This window comes from Bacteroidota bacterium, from assembly GCA_018816945.1.
Lineage (GTDB): Bacteria > Bacteroidota > Bacteroidia > Bacteroidales.
In genome coordinates, this window is the sequence record JAHIVC010000071.1 from 12477 (window position 1) to 32910 (window position 20434).

Genomic DNA, 20434 nt, shown 5'->3' on the forward strand with positions numbered 1-20434 from the left:
TTAAACAAATGATTAATAATTATGATTTAGATAAAAGAAATTGCATGAGAGTTTCCCAGCGAATTTCACGAATTAGTAACAAATATACCACTTTCCATCATCTTAAAATAAAAAGTGTTAGAACTAATAGGAGAATTGAGAAATCCCCTATATGTAAAACATGTATAAGTATCAGAAAAACAATGCATAAGCATATTGTTAAAATTTAAGATAAAATATATGAAAATTGTGTATATTTGGGTCGAAATTAGCTTTTTTGCCATAAGGGAATTTTTTTTTCCCTCATTAAATTGAGCAAAATTTGTAAACATTGTTCATTTTTCAAAAAGATTGATATTATTATGCTTTCAGAGCCAAGGTACGAAAAATCAGGGTATATTTTTATGATTGAGAATGTAAAAATACTCAAAAGTTTAAAGGTAGTTTTTAGTAATTTTTTTATGAACAATCAATTGTTGAAAAGCTTACTGCTGTTTTGTGCAATTATATTATCTTATGATGCTGTATGTCAGGTTGATGCGCCTCTGTTTACCGACAGGCATGAATTAACTTTAATAGAAGACACTTTTATTTTAGGATACACAGAGACTAATTATACCTTTTACATTCTTACTAAAGATGAGTATTGGGAACTCAAAATGGTTAGTGAGAGAGATTTGGTTAAGAGTTATTATGTAAGAAATGATTTGATTATTGATAAGGCTGATATTAAAGATTTAACCTGGGTGACTACCGATAGTGCTGCTTATCTGGTAGCTGAAGGAAGCGGGAACATTTATGAGTTTACCGGAAATTCGATCATACGATTGGACAATACGTATGATCAGCGGGCAAATGCATCCTCCACTTATTTCGTACATAATAATAATATATTTAATTTTAGTGGTTACGGTTATTTTCAATACCCATCTTTTATTTCCAAATATGATTTAAAAACCAGGAAACTTTCGGCTTTTCTTCCAAATGACGGCACGTTGGTTCCTCCATCGCGGGTTCGGCTGTTGAGCTTGTTTAACGAAGAGCGTGGTTTATTATATGTATGGGGCGGTGCCAGAGTTTCGTATACAAATTCAGTTTCAAGCGTGATCAATAATACGAACGAGCTTTGGTGTTTGGATATGGAATCCAGAAATTGGACCAGATTAGGAATGGTTAACATGCCCATTGCTTTTTCAAATAATCAAAATAATGATTCGTTCATTACTTTCAGTTCTAATCAGGAGCTATTTTCAATATTAGGTTCGCGACTCTATGTTTTTGATATTTTCAACAATCATATTTCGACCTACAAAATAAGTGAGGGGTTTGATTTGAGTGTTGATGCAAATATCCAACCGGCCTATAGTAATTCAAGTAAAGTTTTGTTATTATCAACAATACCGTTTCCCAATCAAAATATTCGACGTGTTCAGTTTGTCAGTTTATCGAATTATAGATCGGAACTTGTTTCGGAAACCAAACTTTTAAAAACCCACATAAAAACCATTGTTACCTATGCAATTCTTATAGCCTTTATTTTAGGATTAGCGTATTTACTCTATTATTTATATAAAAACTATTACGTTTATTATAATAAGCTCATCATTATACGATCGACAAAAACGATTAAATTCAATAATAAATTGATAAAGGTTTTGGATACTGAAGAAACGGAATTGGTTTTTTGGATTGCACAGAGTGATGATTTTGTCACTACCAACTACATAATGGACCGGCCCTCGGATGGATCACAGTCGTACGAAAGTATGAAAAAGCGTAAATTAAGTACGATGAAATCAATTGAGGTCAAACTTGGTGCATTTTCGCAGGTTAAAAAAGATGTATTTACCGAAAAGAAATCAACCGAAGATTTAAGGCTTAAGGAATATAAGTTGAATAACGAATGGATCATTGTGAAGGATTAAGTGCGAGGAGTTGGGAGTTTAGAGTGCTTAGAGTTTGGAGTGCCTAGAATTTGGAGTGCTTAGAGTTTGGAGTGCCTAGAGTTTGGAGTGTCTAGAGTTTGGAGTGCCTAGAGTTTGGAGTGCTTAGAGTTTGAAGTGCTTAGAGTTTGGAGTGCCTAGAGTTTTAAAGATTTTCCTATTGATGTAAAAAGGGCGAGTAGTTCATTTGCTTCTAAAGCAATCACTTCGATTGTTTCCTTCTTAATCATATTCAAATCTGCAATTAATTCAATCCAATAAAGTGTTTCGCTGGCCTCGCTCTCGCAAATCTTAATTTTATTCGAAAAATCAGCCTTACTTCTTCCACGGTTAGCTTCTCTGTAATTTGCACCAATACTCGTCCCTGACTTAGTAGGCTGGTTCCTAATCACTTTGGCTTCCGGAGAATTTGGTAAAGATGCAGATAGCCTTATAATGCTAATTGCAAATTTCTTTGTTCTTTTTTCTAATTCCCTGCTAAATTCCTTATTATCCATTTTTTAACTTTTAACTTTAGGCACTCCAAACTCCAAACTCCCTACTCTAGGCACTCACTACTCTCTTGAATTTGCCTGTTTTAAATGAATAAAAGCGCTGTACAAAATAACTATAGGTAACAACAACCAACGTTGTTAAGATTTTTGATAAGGTTGCATAGAAGCCAAATTCTTCTACAAAGAGTTTTAATAATCCATAGTTCAATAAAATTGCTCCCAAAACAGTAATGCCATATCTGAATAATTGAATATTTCCTTTTAAACATGAATTTGTGAATGTAATATATTTTGCCAGTAAAAAGCCAGTTGTAAACGTGATTGGAAATACAAAAACGAAAGCAGCTATATGAGGACTAATGGCAACAAATCCAAAGTCAACAATTTGTTTATCCAGAATGAAACGATAAAAGACAAAGTAAAGAATAATATCCAGGGTAGTATTGGCGCCACCGGTTGCTGCATATCTAAAAGTTTCGTTGGGAATGAATCTTGAGCATAGAGGGTAGAAATAATCGATAAACCTGATAATGCTATTTTGGAAACGAAGTAAATGTTTCATTCAGTTGAATCGTTTGTTTGTGTCAGTTTTAAGGCTAAAATACAAAATTTTACATGGGAATTAAAAATATATAATATACAAAAAAAAAGTAATTTCTAATAATTTTTAAATTGAATGATTGAATCAAAACCGGTAACAGGCATTTATATGAAAAAGCCGAAGAAAATAAATTTTCTTCGGCTTTTTATTATTGGTCTGATTAAAGAACAATAATTATGGAAAAAAATTTCCTATAAGTCGTTTTGAACCATCAAAGGGTTGGCATCCAATTCAGATTGATGAATCAGGAATTCCCAACGTAAATCGCCTGCAGGAACCTGGAACAATCCTGCATTTAATACATCTCTATGATTGCCACCTGTTCTGTCAAGAGGCAGGTTCAAACGTTTCAGATCATTATAACGGAAGCCTTCGCCCCAAAGTTCGGCACGACGGTATATCATAATTTCATCGATCAATGCAGTACCTGTACTTGCAGATTTGGTATAATCGGTGTTTCGTACAATGTTCAAATCATAAAGTACTTGTTGTGCAGCACCATCCTGACCTGAACGGGCCTTAGCTTCAGCTTCGATCAAATACATTTCGGCAGCGCGCATAAATGGAACATCCATTCGGCTGTCGGCATTGGCAAAACTAAGGAACTTTTGAGAAGTATAAGGTCTCTTTAGGTGAGAAGATAACAGTCCGTATCCTGCAGGGAAAACGTGAGTGTTACCGTTTACACTTATCAATTCTTTTCGAACATCGGTTGCCGGAAGTGCATTATATAACACTGAGAACATTGCTTTCGGATTGGTTCGGATATTGGTAGAACTGAAATTCCTTGACATATAGGCACCAAAATGATAGAAATAAAGGGTTTGATCTTCAATTACAGTGCAACCCCACATCCATTCACCTATTTTGTAATCGTTAAATCCAAGTTTATAAGTTGCTTTGTTCATTAATGGATAGCCGGTTCGGGCTGCAGCTGCAAAAGTAGCGGCTTCAGTATATTTACCCTGAACAAGAGCAACACGGGCCTTAATTCCTTTGGCCACATCCACATTAAAATGTGAACGGTTGGCACGGGTATAACCTGTCAAATTGATAATGGCCTGATCCAAATCGGCATTGATTTGGGTATAAACCTCTTCAACGGTATTTCTGGCCTGGCCCTCGGTTGTACTAACAAGCATATACGGAACACCAAGCTGAGAGTTACCTCCGGCAGGGTTATAGCGTTTACCATAAAGCTGAACAAGCTCGAAATGAGCCCATGCACGATAAACCAGTGCCTGTCCTACAATAGCCTTGATCTTAGCAGGATCTCCGCTTGCATTTTCATAACCATTGATCAAAACGTTGGCATTGGCAATGATTCTATAATAAACCCTCCATGGATATAAGGTATTTCCTCCATTTTGATTTCTATGATCAACCCATTTGTAGGCATTGTTATACCATCCGTTGCCGGCTTCGGTCATAACAACATCTTCGCCCAGCATTTCCCTGAGGATCATGATCCCAAAAATACCACCTTCTCCCTGGGAACTGTATTGGATATACAATGAACGGTGGATCCCATTCAATGCCAGCATCATATTATCAGCCGAAAGCGTAACAGATTCGGCAGAAACTGCGGATGTTGGAACTGTGTTCATGTAATCTTTCTTGCACGAACTTACACTAACGGCAAGCACAAGAAATATGATTAAACTATAAATTATTTTTTTCATCGTTTTCAATTTTATAATGTAACATTAAGACCAATAGTTATAACGCGGGCAGCAGGGTAATAGTTTGAATTGGTTCCGCTGAAAGATTCAATAGGATCCAATCCTTTCATTGAAGTCAGCGAAAACAGATTTTCACCACTGATGTATGCACGTGCACGTGTTACGCCCCAATTATTTGCCACCTGACTAGGTAGATTATAAGTAAGTTGTAATGTTCTTAAGCTTAAATAAGATTTGTCTTGTAACCATCTGTCTGAAGCAGCATTAAAATCACTGGTTTTTGCAGCATCCATTCTTGGAACATCGGTGATGTCACCAGGATTCTGCCAACGGTTCAATAAATCGGTATGCATTGCACGGCCATAGTTTCCAGCACTCATGATCGCAGCATAGTCTGAATTATAGAACATTCCTCCGATTCCGAAGGTGAGCATAAAGTTTAAATCAAATTGCTTATAAGAAACCTTGTTAGTGATACTGCCCTGAACATCAGGAATTGAAGAATCAATATAATGATATTTGGCATTGTTTTGCATCGTGGTCAGGGTGTCATTACCTTTAATACGGATTCCGGTTGAGGCAGTGGTATTATTTGCATAATACAAAGCAGCACCGTCATCAGGATCAACGCCGTACCAGTCTCTTAACCAGAAATCATAGATAGAATGGCCTACCATAAGTTTTTTGGTGCCTGAAACAATTTCTTCCTGCGGCATTTTAGTTATTTCGTTTTTGAACGTAGATACGTTAGCAGCAATTGACCATCTGAAGTCTTTGGTTTTAACTATTTCATAGTCAAGGCTAATTTCCAGACCACTGTTGAACATCGCACCTATGTTTTGATCAATATTATCACTACCAACTGATCGAGGAAGTGGTACTGCAAACAACAGGTTTTCAGAAATTTTGTGGTAATATTCAATGGTACCGAACAATTTATTGAACAATCCAAATTCCAATGCAATGTCGAACTGATTATTTGATTCCCAAACCAAATCCAATGCAGGAAGTGAAGATTGCAAAATTCCGGGTTCAGTGGCATTGTTACGTCCCAATGTATATAAAGCCTGATAAGGATAGTAGGACCCAACATCATCGTTACCTGTTTTTCCGTATGATGCCCTTAATTTTAACATGTTGATCCAAGTATAATCTTTAATAAAAGCTTCCTGATCAATTCTCCATCCGGCACTTACTGACCAGAAATCACCCCAGCGGTTTTCTTTATAGAAACGGGAAGAACCATCCTGACGGTAATTAAATGCAGCATAATATTTGCCTTGATAATCATAATTAACAAATGCAAAATATCCTTCGGTACGGTAAATGTTAGTATATGATGTTAAACTACTTGTAGCGGTAAAGTTTATTAATTCAGTATTTCCGTCGGCAATAAGGCCATTGCGGAATGCATCAAAATAGTTGTATTCATATTCGTAGTTCTCATGAGCAGCCATTGCAGTGATAGAATGATCTCCGATAACTTTGTTATAGTTTAAATACTGTCCTAATTGAGTGGTTGTTCGGATTGTGGAAGTTCTGCCACCACGACCGGCAGGAGCACCGTCTCCAACAACTTTATTGTTAAATCTTATACGATAATAATTACGTTTGTCGAAACTGGCATTCATGGTAAATTTGAAATCTTTCATGAAATTGATATCCAGATAGGTCTTTGCACTCAGGTTGGTACCTTTATCCGTATCTTCGTTCCAAAGTGTTTCAGCAACAACATGTCGGCCAGGAGATCCGCCGGAAGCACGTGTGGCACCACCAAGTTCGATCATATTTCCAAGGTCGTAAATTTTTTCACCATTAGCATCAAGGATGTACTCACCGGTTGTAGCGTTATGCAAATAAACAGGATAAATGCCACCCATATTTCGGCTAAAAAAGAAAGGGTTGACATAGGAAGTACCCCCTTGGGCAGCTTGATTTGCTACCGAATTTGCACCTGAAATGTTCAAGCCAGTTTTGAGCCATTTTTTTGGCTGGATATTTACGTTCATACGTCCACTGAAACGCTGATAGTCTGACATTTCGGTAAACCCTTTTTCGTCGAGATAGCCTAATGATACAAAGTAATCGCTGATTTCGGTACCACCTTGATAAGATACATCGTAGTTTTTACGGCTTCCGGTATTCATAATTTCTTTTTGCCAGTCAAGATCGTCATAAAGTGGATTGACTTTAGCAGAAGGATTGATTTTCCCGTCAACTCCAACGATGGCATTGTTGGCCACGGTTGTAATATTGTGCCCGAGGTTGGTAATAAGTCTATCAGTAGCTTCCTGGTTGGCTACATCATAAGTTTTACCACTGGTAAAGACACGTTGGTTTCGATCTGCTTCCCAAGCCAGAACATAATAGTTAAGCGGGTCAACACGGTCGTATTCAGGAACGGCACGACTGGTAATACCTTGGCTAACACTTACACTCATTTCACCTTTTCCTTTTCTACCTTTTTTTGTAGTAATCATAACCACTCCATTTGCAGCTTTATTACCATAAAGAGCAGTAGATGCAGCGTCTTTTAAAATGGTAAGGCTTTCAACATCGTTCATGTTAATGTCGGATACATACCCTGAAAAAGGAACTCCGTCAACAACATAAAGGGGTGCACTTGAAGCATTAATAGAACCGTAACCGCGAACACGGATACCGGCACCGTCGCCCGGTTGTCCGGAGGCAGAAGTAACCTGGACACCTGCTGCAGCTCCTTCAATAGCAGAAGAAATGTTTGTCAGAGGACGTAATTCCATTTTTTCTGCGTTGATTTGTGTAGCAGATCCGGTATATGAACCTTTTTTTGCGGATCCATAAGCGACAACAATAACCTCATCCAGAAGCAATAAATCTTCTTCCATTACTAAATTGATTGTTGTTAAGTTTCCGATTTCTACAACAGTTGTTTTCATTCCAATATAACTAAATTGGAGTGTAGTTGCAGTTGCAGGTACTGTCAAATTGTAAACACCGTTCATGTCGGTAGTTGTACCTGTTGTGGTTCCCTTAACAATCACCTGTACCCCAGGAATTGTAGAACCATCAGTTGCACTGGTAACTTTACCAGCGATTACTCTTCCTTGTGCAAATGAAATTTGCATTCCAAGTAGGAATAATAAAAAAATTGTAAATGTTCGTTTCATAGGTAAAAATTTAATTAATAAATTTAAAATAAAATCGATGTAATTTTTTTATGCCTGGCTGGATAACATTCGCCAAGTGCATAAAAAATCAAAAAATACTCATAGGCCTTTTAGGTTTAGTTAATAATTAGTTAATTAAAAGTTTAGAATAGATTGCTATCATTTAATAGTAATCTACTCTATTTTCAAAAAGTGAATGATTTTAGTCAAAGATAACTAATGAACGTTAATTTTAGTCAAAAAAATAAGTAAGCTCAAGGTTTATATTACTTATTTTTGGGATGTCTATTATCCGGAAAATATTCACTTGGAAGAAATGTAAATATATTTATTTAGAAACAATTATATATAACAATAAGTATATCAATACTTTAATGTCTTCATAAACGATCGCTTGAAAATTCAATTTATAAAACAATTTTGTGTCAAATTCTTATTTCAAAAAAAACTAAAAAAAAATATTTTTTAATATTGTCATTATTTTAATAGTTTCGATTAAAAGTTATAATTATTTGTTTAAAAATGATTACAATTTAAAAGTTTTAGCTTGGTTCAAATGAATCGAAATAGGCTTATTTTATATCAAATTGATAAATAAAATTGTCACATAATTTATGGTTAGCTTATTTTTTAAAATATTCAAACTATCCTTGTTGTAATTTTATTATACTTTGGTTTTATTCACTCGAACTCCTGTCAGACAGAGGATTGGATCCAGAACTGAAGGTAGGGATCTTGGGTCATAACACGCATGACCTGCTAGTTCGGCAGGCTGGCGGCAGTCAGGTTCCCTGCTGTTTGCAGCAAAATTTTTTAAAAAAACTTTCGCTGCAATATTCGTCTGTATGCGGCGTTTATTTTTAATCATTATTGGTAAAATATTATTTTAACAGAAATTAAAAAAAGGTTTAGCTGAGTGGCTAAACCTTTTAAGTTTTTAATGTATATATTTGAGCTTATTTGAAAAGCTTTACTTTCATCGCGGTTGGGCCCTTATGCCCCATTTCAACTTCAAAACTAACGAGGTTTCCCTCTTTTATCTCATCAATTACATTATTTATGTGCACGAAGATTCCTTCTTTCGTTTCCATGTCTTTAATAAATCCGTATCCTTTTGAGTCGTTAAAAAAGGTAACAGTTCCTTTTCTGATTGGATCCATTTTTTCAATATTATCGCGACTAGGAATTCCAATCTCGATATCCTCTAGTTTAAGTTCTTCCTTTATTCTGTTAGGATCCGGAGCTTCAGAAGTGATATTTCCATTTTCATCAACGTAAGCGATCATATCATCAAGGCTGCCCTTTTTGTCATTATCTTTTCTGGCAATTCTTTTTTTCTCTTTCTCTTTTCTTTTTTTCTCTTTCTTGTTTCGGACTTCCTTTTTGTTGAAGGTATCTTGTGATCGACCCATAGATATTTTATAATTAGTTAATAATAAGTATTGTCAACGAATACGCTGTTATTCAAATCATCCTGTTCCAATATTTTCAGGAACAGTTTTTAATATGCTTAAAATATTGCTTGCAATTTAATAAATTAATTTGCCACTTTTACATTTGTTGCATTCAGGCCCTTATCGCCTTGTTTAATTTCGAATATAACTTCCTGATCTGGTTGTAATCCACCATAAGAACTTACCAATCCTGATCTGTGTACGAATATATCCTCACCTGTTTCTGATTCAATGAACCCAAAACCTTTGGTTTCATTGTACCATTTTACTTTTCCTTTTGTCATAATAATGTATGTTTAAATATTAATAATCTGTTTTTTTTGGTTTTGCTTCATTAACAACCATATCCCTGTTTTTAAATTCAGCACCATGCAATTCGTTAATTGCTTTATTTGCCTGTTCATCATTATCCATCGTAACAAAGCCAAATCCTTTGCTTCTATCACTGAATTTATCAATGATGATTTTCGCGGAACTAACAGCTCCAAATTCTTCGAAAATTTCCACCAGGTCATTTTCACTCACCTTGAAATCAAGGTTTCCTACATAAATGTTCATGTTTTTATAATATTAAATTGTGTTTTTTTAATAACATGTTTGATTTGGCCATTTCCTTTGATTATTTACAATGCCAAATCACAGGTAAAATGATTCTTGGTAGATAATGAAACAAAATGAGCTTAAAAAAATAACCTATTATTAAAGTTTAAAAATCGGGATTCAAAGAAAGGCAGTGATGAACTAAAAATAAAAGGTGATTAGTAAATAAAAGCACATGTACTCAAATCAGAAATTTTTACAAAGATACGCATTTATTTAATGAATCATGTTTTTAATTGAAAAAGACTTGGAAATATGGTACTTAGCTTTTTTTTGATATGGTAAAATAAAGCAGTTCCGTAAAATGTAGGAATTCGTTAAAAGTAATTATGAATTATTTAGGAAATATCCCATATTCGTAGTTCAGGATGCATTGTTTGCATTTAACTGAACATAAAATCGTTTCGTTTTGGAACATTATTATAGATATTAAAATATGAAAAATCGCTTTAAAATCAGTATATCAGGAAGATATGGCTCATGGCATAGATTTTGAAAATTTGATGTTATAATTAATACAACTTGAACTTATGATCAGGAGCTATCTCATTATTGCATTTCGTAATTTATTTCGTAACAAGTTTTTTTCAATCATCAATCTCATGGGGTTGACCATTGGAATTAGTACTTGCCTGATTATTTTTCTTTTTGTTTATGATGAACTTCAATTTGGGTGGAACTTAAAAGATAAGGACAAAGTTTATAGGATTTTAAGAGGACGTGAGGAGATGGCCTCAATTACTACGGCCAAATTATTGCCGATGCTTCAAAAGGATGTGCCGGGAATTGAAGATGGGGTAAGGGTCCGTAAATCATCTGAAGTAATTAGCTATAACGAAATTCGATTTAATGAAGAGAGGGTTGTTTTTACTGATAGTAATTTTCTCGATTTTTTTAAATGGGATTTAATGGAAGGAACTCCTTCAACGGCATTAAAAGAACCAAATTCAATAGTAATTACACGCGAAATTGCTATTAAATATTTTGGTGACGAACAAGCTATGGGCAAGGTATTATTAATTGGTAATGAAGGAAAAATGGTAGTTAACGGGATACTTGAGAAATCGCCCGATCATGATCCAATTCAGCTTGATTTTTTAATAAATATTGAAGTACTCAGAAGTACTGGTTCTTCGGTTCTCACTAGTTGGGATAATAATTCTTCGCACACTTATCTGAAATTAGATGATCATTTAAATCCGGATACTTTGGCTTCCAGAATTCCAAACCTTGTTTCAAAGGCAAGGAATTTAGAAGAAGTTGAACGGGCTAAATATCGGTTGCAGCCATATTCTGACATTTATTTGAAATCGGCTGAAATCGGCTATGATTTTTATATCCGCGGAGACATCGGAATTGTTCGCGTGTTTCTAACAATCGCCATTTTAGTTTTAATACTGGCTTGTTTTAATTATATGAACCTGTCAACTGCTCAATCTACAAAAAGAGCAAAAGAAATTGGTTTACGTAAGGCAATTGGAGCTATTAAAAGCCAGCTAATCGTCCAGTTTTTGGTTGAAGTTTTTCTGCTTAGCTTGTTATCGGTCATTTCATCCTTAATTTTGGTAGAAACAATGTTGCCTTGGTTCAATGACTTAACAGGGAAAAGCTTATCCCTTTACAACCTTAATTTACTTGTTTTGTTTAGTGTGTTATTCGCATTTTTAGTGTTAATTACTTTGCTTGCAGGATTCTATCCCGCCTTTGTTTTGTCTAGGTTTGAGCCGGTAAAAGTGCTAAAAGGTGGACTTATGCATCTTGAGGTTTCGAAAAGGGGAGGAGCGAAAATCAGGTTCAGGCAAGTGATGGTGGTTCTACAATTAGCGAGTTCAATAGCATTGATTATTGGTTCAATATTGATACATGATCAGTTAAAGTATGCACAGAATAAGGATTTGGGACATGATCCGGAGCAATTGATAGTATTAACCAATGTGTGGACCGAGGATATGGCTCAAATATTTAAAAATGTAAAAACTGATCTTGAGCAACATCCAGAAATTGTTATGGTCAGCGGTGCTTACAATGTGCCGGGCGAAAATATCAATAATTGGTCAACATACGAAGTTGTTGGTTTAAAAAATGAAGAAGTAATGCAAGCCGCTTATATTGGAGTTGAAAAGAACTTTTTTAAGATACTGGGGACAAAAGTATTGATGGGAAGGGATTTTCTGGATAATAATATTGCAGAAGAAAATAATTCTTGCATTATTAATGAAGCTGCTGCAAAATTGTTTGGTATTGAAAACGATCCAATTGGAAGGAACCTGAGTGGATTTTGGGATGAGAAAGACAGAATTATAGTTGGTGTGGTAAATAATATTTGTAATAAATCATTGCATGAAGCCGTACCTCCAGTTGTATACCAAATTGCAGAAGAAAACTATCCTTATTATTATTATAAAATGTTAATCAAATTACATCCTGAAAATGTTTCTAAAACGGTTGGTTTGATTGAGAAAGTCTGGAATACACATGCACAAATATGGCCCATTAAAATGCGTTTTATCAGTAAAGAATTTGAAAATATGTATTTGGCTGAAAAAAAGGTTTCAAAGATTCTCAATATCCTTACATTTTTGGCTATTTATATTTCTTTATCAGGTTTATTCGGATTAATCGCATTTATGGCGGTATCTCGGCGAAAAGAAATTAGTATCAGAAAGACACTTGGGGCTTCTGTTTTGAAAATTGTTTATGAAATGAGCAAGGAGTTTATTCTCCTGACCATCATTGCAAATGTGGTTGCGTGGCCTGTTATTTATTGGGTTTCGCTAAAATGGCTCGAGCGTTTTGCCGATAATGTTGGAATTAATTTTTCAAGATACCCAATTGCGGGCTTCATAATCCTATTGCTTGTAATACTAATTGTTGGTTATCATTCGGTTCGATCCGCTAATAAAAATCCGATTGATGCCTTAAAATACGAGTAGAATAACGAAACATTTTGATGAATAAATAAGAAAATCCCTGATTAATTTCAAATTAATCAGGGATTTAGTTTGTAGATAAGTACAATTGGTGTTAATTACAATTCAAATATTTTATCATCGATTCCTTTATTCACTTCAATTGATTTAACAAGTACATCAAAAGATTGCGGGCCCATAGATTGGTTCATTTTAAACGGAAATAAAACCCCTTCAACTTCGCGATAATCTGAAAGTAGGGTGGTAACGCTCATTTGTCCTTGTTGGGCAACCGATTTTACCTTTAGCCCAGTTTCCTGATCGTAAAAATCAACCGAAGTTTTTCCGGAAGGAGCGGTTACTTGTACTTTCCATGCAGCTTTGCCATCAACATCTTCTGCACCTTTTAATTCGACCGTGATGCCCATCTCCGATAAATACAATTCTGCATTTAAGGTTGATTGAACCTTCATGTCTTCTAAGTCAGAACCTGTTAATTCTTGCTCGCCCATCGGACTTTTGACTTTAGCTTTTTCGCCGTTAAAAACAGATTTCGAGAGCATATTTCCTCCCATCAACGTTTCAACAACCATTTTGTTGGGCGTTTTTTGATACATGTTAATTTCAAGGTTCATGCCTTGCATCGTCATTCCTGATTTTATGGTGATATCTTTTATTTGTAAAAGTTTCTCTCTACCACCAATCGCATCAATATATTTATTAATAATATCCATTCCACTTAAATCACTAGGGGTATCCATTTTTTTAACCGGATTTCCATAAAAGTCAAATTGTTCAACTTTGCCGCTTTTCGAAAATCTTGCCATGGTTTTCATAAGCTCATCAGCATTTCCGACGGCAATAATATTGGCGTTTTCCGGCTTCAGGTATTTAGCTGCCATTTCCTGCATATCAGCTACGGTAACTTTGCTGAGTTTTTCCAGATAAGTAGCATAATAATCTTTTGGGAGCTGATATTTTTCAATATTTAAGGCAAAACCTGCTATGGTTGATGGACTTTCAAGCGATCGCGCAAAAGATCCATTCATTTTGCTTTTTACTTTCTCTAATTCTTCATTGGAAACCGGTTCAGTGATTATTCGGTTCATTTCATAGAGTAACTCAACCATTGCACTGTCGGTAGCTTCACCTTTTACTTCAGCTGATGCGTTAAATGATCCAACAAGTTTGTCAGTATTGAGCGAAGAATAACCGCCATAAGTATAAGCTTTATCTTCTCTTAAATTTGCATTAATACGTGTAGAGGTACCACTTCCACCAAAAATAGCATTTAACACATTTCCTTTGATAGCATCCGGATTTCCTGGTTTGTAATCTAAAGGATAGCTGACCATAATTAGCGATTGAACTGCACCGTCCCTGTTAGAAACTATAACTCGTGGAGTTTTATTTACAGTTGGAAACTCAAAAGAATGAGTCGGGACATCTGCCTTTTTCCAGCTGCCAAAATATTGATTGGCTTGCTTTTTTGCTTCTTTTAGCGTAATATCTCCTACAATAATTAAATAAGCAATATTGGGTTTGAAATAAGTATTATAATAATTTTTGCATTCATCAATGGTAATTCCTTCAATAGATTTTTCAGTCATTATTTCACCATAAGGATGAGCTTTTCCATAGGTTATTACTGAGTTAATATTATTTGCAATTGAATTCGCATCGTTTTTACCAAATTGGATACCTGAAGTGTTTTGTTTTTTAAGTTTATCCAATTCATCTTCAGGAAAAGAAGGATGATATAAAACATCACTCATAATATCAAGAAACACATTACTGTGTTTTGTCAAAACTGAGCCTGAAATTCCTGTTGAATAGGTGATTAAAGATGCACCGATAAAATCAATTGCCTGATCGATCTCAGCTTTTGTCTTGCTAGTGGTACCTGCCCTTAACAGATTTCCGGTCATGGAAATATAGCCTGCTTTGTCTTTTTCAAGAATTGGGTCGATGTCGAGGCTGAGCTGATAGGTGATTTTAGGATTTTTATGGTTTTCAACTACGATTACTTTTAATCCATTGTCGAGGGTAAATAAATTATAATCGCCCAACTGGATTTTTGGTGCCGGTCCTGCTTTTGGTCTTACGGTTCTATCGAGCTGCGCATTTACCGTTATTGCTAAGAATAAAATAAATAAGGTATATATGAGTTTTTTCATGATTCGTTGTTGTTTTTTGATTGAAAATTATTTTGAAGATGATTTAGGTAGGTAATATAAAACCACTCGGTTGTCTTTCCTGAAATACTCATTAGCAACATGTTTAAGATCTTCTCTGGTAACTTCCATGTATTTAGTCAGGTCGGTATTGATTTTATTGGCATCCTTAAAATAAGTGTAATTTTCAGCTAGCTTTGTTGCTCTGTTCTCAATCGTTGAATTTTCATTAACGATTTGGTTTTCAATCTGGTTTTTTAATTTTTGAAATTCATTTTCAGGAATGAGTTCAGTTTGAACTTTTTCAATTTCTTTATCCATTGAAGCTTCAAGGGTACCGCAATCTATGCCCATGTTGGGAAGAGCTAAAATGATAGCCAATCCCGGATCTTCAAACGGGAGAGGTATCGCGGCAACTTGAATGGCGAGTTGTTGGTCATCAACCAATGATTTGTACAATCTTGAACTTTGACCTGTTGCCAGAAGTTGGCTTAATATTTCAACAGCATAATAATCTTTACTTCCCATTTTTGGGATATGATACGCTTGAAAAACAGCCGGTAATTGGATGTTGTCATAAATGGTATCCCTAACTTCTGCATATTTAATATCTTCAATGATATTTGGACGGTAAATTTCTTCTTCCAATTTTGGAATATCGCTAAAGTATTTTTCAACCAATTTTTTGGCATCCTTAAAATCAATATCTCCCGCTAAAACTAAAACGGCATTATTGGGAACATAAAATGAATCGTAAAACTTTTTAAATTCTTCATCTTTAGCTTCTCTAATGTGATCTGCACTTCCCAATACGGTCCATTTATATGGGTGTTTAGTAAAACCGTGCGACTGTAACTCTTGCAGTAAAGAGCCATAAGGTTGATTAATTACACGTTGTTTCATTTCTTCGATAACCACACCTTTCTGCGTAGCAATTCCTATAGAATCAACCCGGGCATGAAGCATCCTTTCTGACTCAAGCCATAAGCCAAGTTCAAGCTGATTAGACGGAAGTATTTCGTAATAATACGTTCGGTCGTTACTGGTGTTGGCGTTTAATGTACCGCCTGCACTTTCAACTAACTTATCATACTCGAAGCGTTCAATGTTTTTGGTGCCTTCAAACATCAGGTGTTCAAAAAAGTGAGCAAATCCGGTTCTGTCCGGCTGTTCATTTTTCGATCCGACATGGTACATAACCGAAATAGCTACGATTGGCACTGAATGATCCTCATGCACGATAACGTGCAATCCATTCGGGAGCTTAAACTCCTTAAATTTAATTTCAGCTGCTGTGGAAGTTTTTCCAAGAACAACAATAAAAAGTGCTAAGGTTAGGATTGAGATTTTTTTCATCATTAAATTATTAAATAATTTGAATTTGTTAATTCTACAATTAAATTCTTTGGGGAGTAAGAATCTTTTTATTACGCAAATATAAAAATAAATTTTATCAAAACCCTTTGGGTAATTTGATTTTTGAGTTTCGAAAGCAAATTTACCAAAGCCGGACAATTAAAATGTTAAGCCTGGAGTATGCAAATTGAGAAGGTTTTCAATGGTTCCGGCCTCAATATAACTGGCTCCATGATGTAAGCCAAAATTTCCGGCAATAATTACCACCAGGTCTTTTTTGTCGAGTTTTGCTTCTAACAATAATAGGTTAAGCGACTCTTGCAAAAATTCGTGAGATGAATTTTTACGCTCCATAAATTGAGGGTAAACACCATAAGTTAAAGCAAGTTCGCGCATTGTTCTTTTGTGGTAACAAATTGCATAAACAGGCTTTTCGCCCCGGTAACCCGAAAGATTCCGTATTGTACGCCCTGAAATTGTATCAGCTACAATTGCAGCAGCATTGAGGTTGACTGATGCTTCGACAGTTGCTTTAGTTAAAAAAGCGGAGACATCGCTATTTAAAACAACCGGCTCAATATTGCGAAATGAATCAGTACTTTTTTCAACTTCGGCAGCAACTTTTGTCATTGTGGCTATCGCTTCGATCGGATATTTCCCAAAAGCAGTCTCACCACTAAGCATTAATGCGTCGGCTTGATTATAAACTGCACCTGCAATATCGCTTACCTCGGCACGTGTTGGCCTTGGATAATCGATCATCGAATGAAGCATTTGCGTTGCAATGATTACCGGTTTACGCTTATTAATGCATTTTTCAATCAGTTTTCTTTGAACAGCAGGAGTTTGTTCGTAAGGGATTTCTACACTTAAATCACCCCTTGCTACCATAATTCCATATGCGTAATCGAGTATTTCATCGATATTATTGACCCCTTGCTGGTTTTCGATTTTTGCAATGATTTTAATTTTACTTTCTGATTTATCCAGAATTTCTTGAACAGCCAGTACATCTTCTTTGTTTCGCACAAAACTATGAGCTATAAAATCAATATCCTGTTCAATGGCAAATTGGATAAACTCTTTGTCTTTTTTATTGATGGAGGGTAGGTCGAAATTTGTTTGAGGCACATTTACGCTTTTACGACTTTTAACAAGCGAATCAGTTTGAAAGCGACAAATCAGCGAGTCGTTTGATTTACTAATAACGGTTAAAATAATGTATCCGTCATCAATTAAAATTTCGCTTCCTTCTTTTACTTCCTTAACAAATCCTGAATAATTAACGTATAGACATTTGGTATTACAAACCTGATTTGGATCCCCTTTTATGAGTACTTCTTCGCCGGCCTTAAAACTCAATCCTTCTCCACATTCGTTCGTTCTAATTTCGGGACCTTTGGTGTCAATTAAAATGGCAATTTTATCAGATACCTGTCTGACCATCTCTATCACCCTTAAAGCGCCTTCCGTTGATTGATGCGCAGTATTTAATCTGACAACATTTAGTCCATTGTCATATAAATCTTGAATAAATTTCCTGGTGCAATTTTTATCGGAAATGGTAGCAACTATTTTTGTTTTCTTCATTTAAATGGAGTTTATAAGCAAAGGTAAATGAAAAGGACCGAAGGATGTATTAAGAGAAAGTATATTTTAATAAGATTTTGTTATTCGTGATTGATGAAACGTGATGAAATTTAAACTTAACTCACAACACAAAACTCCCGCCCGAACGTTCCGTTAGGAACGGGCGGGCATAGCTCATTCTATTCAACTCCCAAATGGTCAATTAAGTATATGAGAGAAGCTATTGTTGCAGCACCCAATTGTAATTCTCTTTTATTTACGTGTTCAAATCGATCGTTTCCTGAATGGTGAAAATCAAAATAGCGCTGGTCATCAGTAACTAAATCGCCAAATATAATGTTTGGATAATATTGTTTTAACGGTCCGATATCAACACCTCCGCCACCTTTGATAATATTAATATTGTACGGAGTTAATAATTCAGCAATTTTCCGGTGTTTGGCATTATCCTTATCGTAATTTGAAAATGCCACTGCTCTGGGAACTAAAACGCCTCTGTCAAGTTCAATAGCCATAACGTGATTTTCATGATTTTGATCAGCCATTTCAGCATACTTTTGACCTCCACGTTGGGCTACTTCTTCGTCCATAAACATAACTGCACGTATCGTGAAGTTTGGTTTAATATCCAGTTCTAAGAACAACCGTAATACTTCGATTGACTGAACGCAACCGCCCCCATCATCATGAGCTCCCTGTCCTGTATCCCAGGCATCTAAATGTCCTCCAATGGTAATAATTTGATCAGGGTATTTTGTTCCACGTATTTCTCCAATTACATTATTGGAAGGAACATCAGCATAGGTTTGGCAGGTAGTTCTGAAATAAAACTCGAGATCACTTTCTTTTTTTATAGACGAGCTTAAAAGATCGGCTGCATTTGTACTGATCATAATTGCAGGGATTTTCTTTTCACTATCCTGATACTGCATGACTCCTGTATGTGGATGATCATCAGATGCCAAAGTAAGTGATCTGACTACAACTCCAATTGCCCCATACTTTGCGGCTTCAGAAGCTCCTCCTGTTCTGAGTCCGGCTGCACCTCCATATGCACTAAAAGTATTTATCAATGTAGGATCCATAGGTTTATTAAAGAATACGATTTTTCCTTCAATTTTATTTTTCCCCAATAATTCCATCTCTTTAAAGCTTGATACTTCAACAATTTTGGCGAGTAAACCATCTTTTCCTGTTCCAATGCTTAATCCAAGTGCAGATACCGGAACTTCTATACGACCCATCTTTTTTGATAGGATGTATGCTTTTTCGGGCTCTCCCCGTTTCCAATTCTTAACCATACAAGATTGCAAATACACAGTATCCAGATCCATTTTCAGCATTTCTTGTCTCATGTATTCAACTGCGGCGGCTGCTTCAGGGGTTCCACAAATACGTCCTGCCGTATTTTCACACAACCATTTAAGTTGATTATAGGCAACATCACTTTTCAATGCATGATCAAAAATATTTTTAACCTCAAGTGCCTCGTTTTGGGCCGTAAGCGTAAAAGTATATAATACAATTGACAGGAGAAATGAAGTTTTTTTCATAGTAGTATAAGCATAATTAAAGTGCCTAAATTAAGAAAAATCAATGAACAATAGATTTAATCTATCTATTAATTGAAAAGAGGACACAGACAAGTCATACATAATTTAAGCCGAAAAGTAAACCGAATATAAGCACAAGGCAGATTAAGTTACATTCGCACTGTAACTCGCGCCTTATAAGGAAGTGCACGGTAAATAATCCTTCCATCCCTGGCATCAACCCTTAAGCGAATATACAGGATGTTTTTAGGACGTTTTCCACTCATCAGAGAGGATGCGTTATCCCAGATTTGTGAAATCTTTTCGGTGATATTAAAAGTGAAATCTGGCATATTCTGAAAAAAGGATTTTGATTTTACTTCTGATATGTTGATTATAACGCCATTATCAAGATTAAGACGATAGTAAACCGGTTCAACCTTTGAGGTGTCGGGTGCAATATCCGGGATACTTGCTTCAATAGTATCTTTAGGTGCAATTTTTATCATCATGGGTTCTTTTGGTAATGTTCCTTCAAATGAAGTGACCTTACCGGGAACAGACAAAAGATTGCTTATTGCAAATTGATCAGAACTCTCAAACAATCTATTTTTTGAATATTTAAGTATCGGGGCTCTGTGAATGATAACTCCTTTTAATTCAAGCCTTATAACCGAATCAACTAAACTAATAACCATGGTAATACTATCGGATTTAGCCATATCAATTCTTCCTGACAAATATGATTTTTTACGCAGTAACTCTATTGTTTCCTGCGAATAAAGAGCCCTTTCAATTTTGTGAGATTGTCCTCCCTGCCCGTATTGTGAAGAAATTGCTTTTTTTTGAAATATTAAGGTTATTACTTCAGTAATTGAAAAGAAAACCAATATCAATAATAAGAAATATAAAAAATAACGATACCATGATCGTTTACTTTTTTTTATTTGAATATCATTATTCTCATACAT

14 protein-coding genes are annotated in these 20434 nt (G+C 35.4%); 2 read left to right on the forward strand and 12 right to left on the reverse strand.

Annotated features, from left to right (window positions below; translation table 11 throughout):
- The first annotated feature begins 341 nt into the window (after nt 1–341).
- Nucleotides 342–1904, forward strand: coding sequence for a hypothetical protein (locus KKG99_11090; protein MBU1013542.1), 1563 nt, complete (start codon nt 342–344; stop codon nt 1902–1904).
- A gap of 155 nt (nt 1905–2059) precedes the next feature.
- Here the strand turns inward: KKG99_11090 and KKG99_11095 are convergent, their stop codons facing one another.
- The 7 genes from KKG99_11095 to KKG99_11125 all read right to left on the reverse strand — a co-directional run bounded on the left by KKG99_11095 (nt 2060) and on the right by KKG99_11125 (nt 9860).
- Nucleotides 2060–2419, reverse strand: a complete 360-nt coding sequence (locus KKG99_11095) for a four helix bundle protein (GenBank protein MBU1013543.1) — start codon at nt 2417–2419, stop codon at nt 2060–2062.
- A 46-nt stretch (nt 2420–2465) separates the two neighbouring features.
- A complete protein-coding gene (locus tag KKG99_11100; protein ID MBU1013544.1) occupies nt 2466–2978 on the reverse strand; it encodes a GtrA family protein in 513 nt (170 codons plus the stop codon).
- A 230-nt stretch (nt 2979–3208) separates the two neighbouring features.
- Nucleotides 3209–4699: a RagB/SusD family nutrient uptake outer membrane protein gene (locus KKG99_11105; protein ID MBU1013545.1), complete on the reverse strand. Its 1491-nt coding sequence runs from the start codon at nt 4697–4699 to the stop codon at nt 3209–3211.
- Nucleotides 4700–4710: 11 nt separating this feature from the next.
- Entirely contained in the window at nt 4711–7848 is a 3138-nt protein-coding gene (locus tag KKG99_11110; protein MBU1013546.1) for a TonB-dependent receptor, read from the reverse strand.
- 956 nt (nt 7849–8804) lie between these two features.
- Nucleotides 8805–9260: a cold shock domain-containing protein gene (locus KKG99_11115; protein ID MBU1013547.1), complete on the reverse strand. Its 456-nt coding sequence runs from the start codon at nt 9258–9260 to the stop codon at nt 8805–8807.
- Nucleotides 9261–9385: 125 nt separating this feature from the next.
- Nucleotides 9386–9586, reverse strand: coding sequence for a cold shock domain-containing protein (locus KKG99_11120; protein MBU1013548.1), 201 nt, complete (start codon nt 9584–9586; stop codon nt 9386–9388).
- Nucleotides 9587–9605: 19 nt separating this feature from the next.
- Complete coding sequence (locus tag KKG99_11125) at nt 9606–9860, reverse strand: RNA-binding protein (GenBank protein MBU1013549.1); 255 nt, start codon at nt 9858–9860, stop codon at nt 9606–9608.
- 644 nt (nt 9861–10504) lie between these two features.
- On the opposite strand from KKG99_11125, the gene KKG99_11130 reads away from it, so the two are divergent.
- Nucleotides 10505–12835, forward strand: coding sequence for an ABC transporter permease (locus KKG99_11130; GenBank protein ID MBU1013550.1), 2331 nt, complete (start codon nt 10505–10507; stop codon nt 12833–12835).
- A gap of 95 nt (nt 12836–12930) precedes the next feature.
- Here KKG99_11130 and KKG99_11135 read toward each other — a convergent pair whose 3' ends face one another.
- The 5 genes from KKG99_11135 to KKG99_11155 form a co-directional block, all read right to left on the reverse strand.
- On the reverse strand, nt 12931–14988 hold the full coding sequence (locus tag KKG99_11135) for an insulinase family protein (protein ID MBU1013551.1): 2058 nt from the start codon (nt 14986–14988) through the stop codon (nt 12931–12933).
- A 27-nt stretch (nt 14989–15015) separates the two neighbouring features.
- On the reverse strand, nt 15016–16341 hold the full coding sequence (locus KKG99_11140; protein ID MBU1013552.1) for an insulinase family protein: 1326 nt from the start codon (nt 16339–16341) through the stop codon (nt 15016–15018).
- Nucleotides 16342–16500: 159 nt separating this feature from the next.
- On the reverse strand, nt 16501–17931 hold the full coding sequence (gene pyk, locus KKG99_11145; GenBank protein MBU1013553.1) for a pyruvate kinase: 1431 nt from the start codon (nt 17929–17931) through the stop codon (nt 16501–16503).
- A gap of 179 nt (nt 17932–18110) precedes the next feature.
- On the reverse strand, nt 18111–19484 hold the full coding sequence (locus KKG99_11150) for a M20/M25/M40 family metallo-hydrolase (GenBank protein MBU1013554.1): 1374 nt from the start codon (nt 19482–19484) through the stop codon (nt 18111–18113).
- 149 nt (nt 19485–19633) lie between these two features.
- On the reverse strand, nt 19634–20434 hold the full coding sequence (locus KKG99_11155) for a hypothetical protein (protein MBU1013555.1): 801 nt from the start codon (nt 20432–20434) through the stop codon (nt 19634–19636).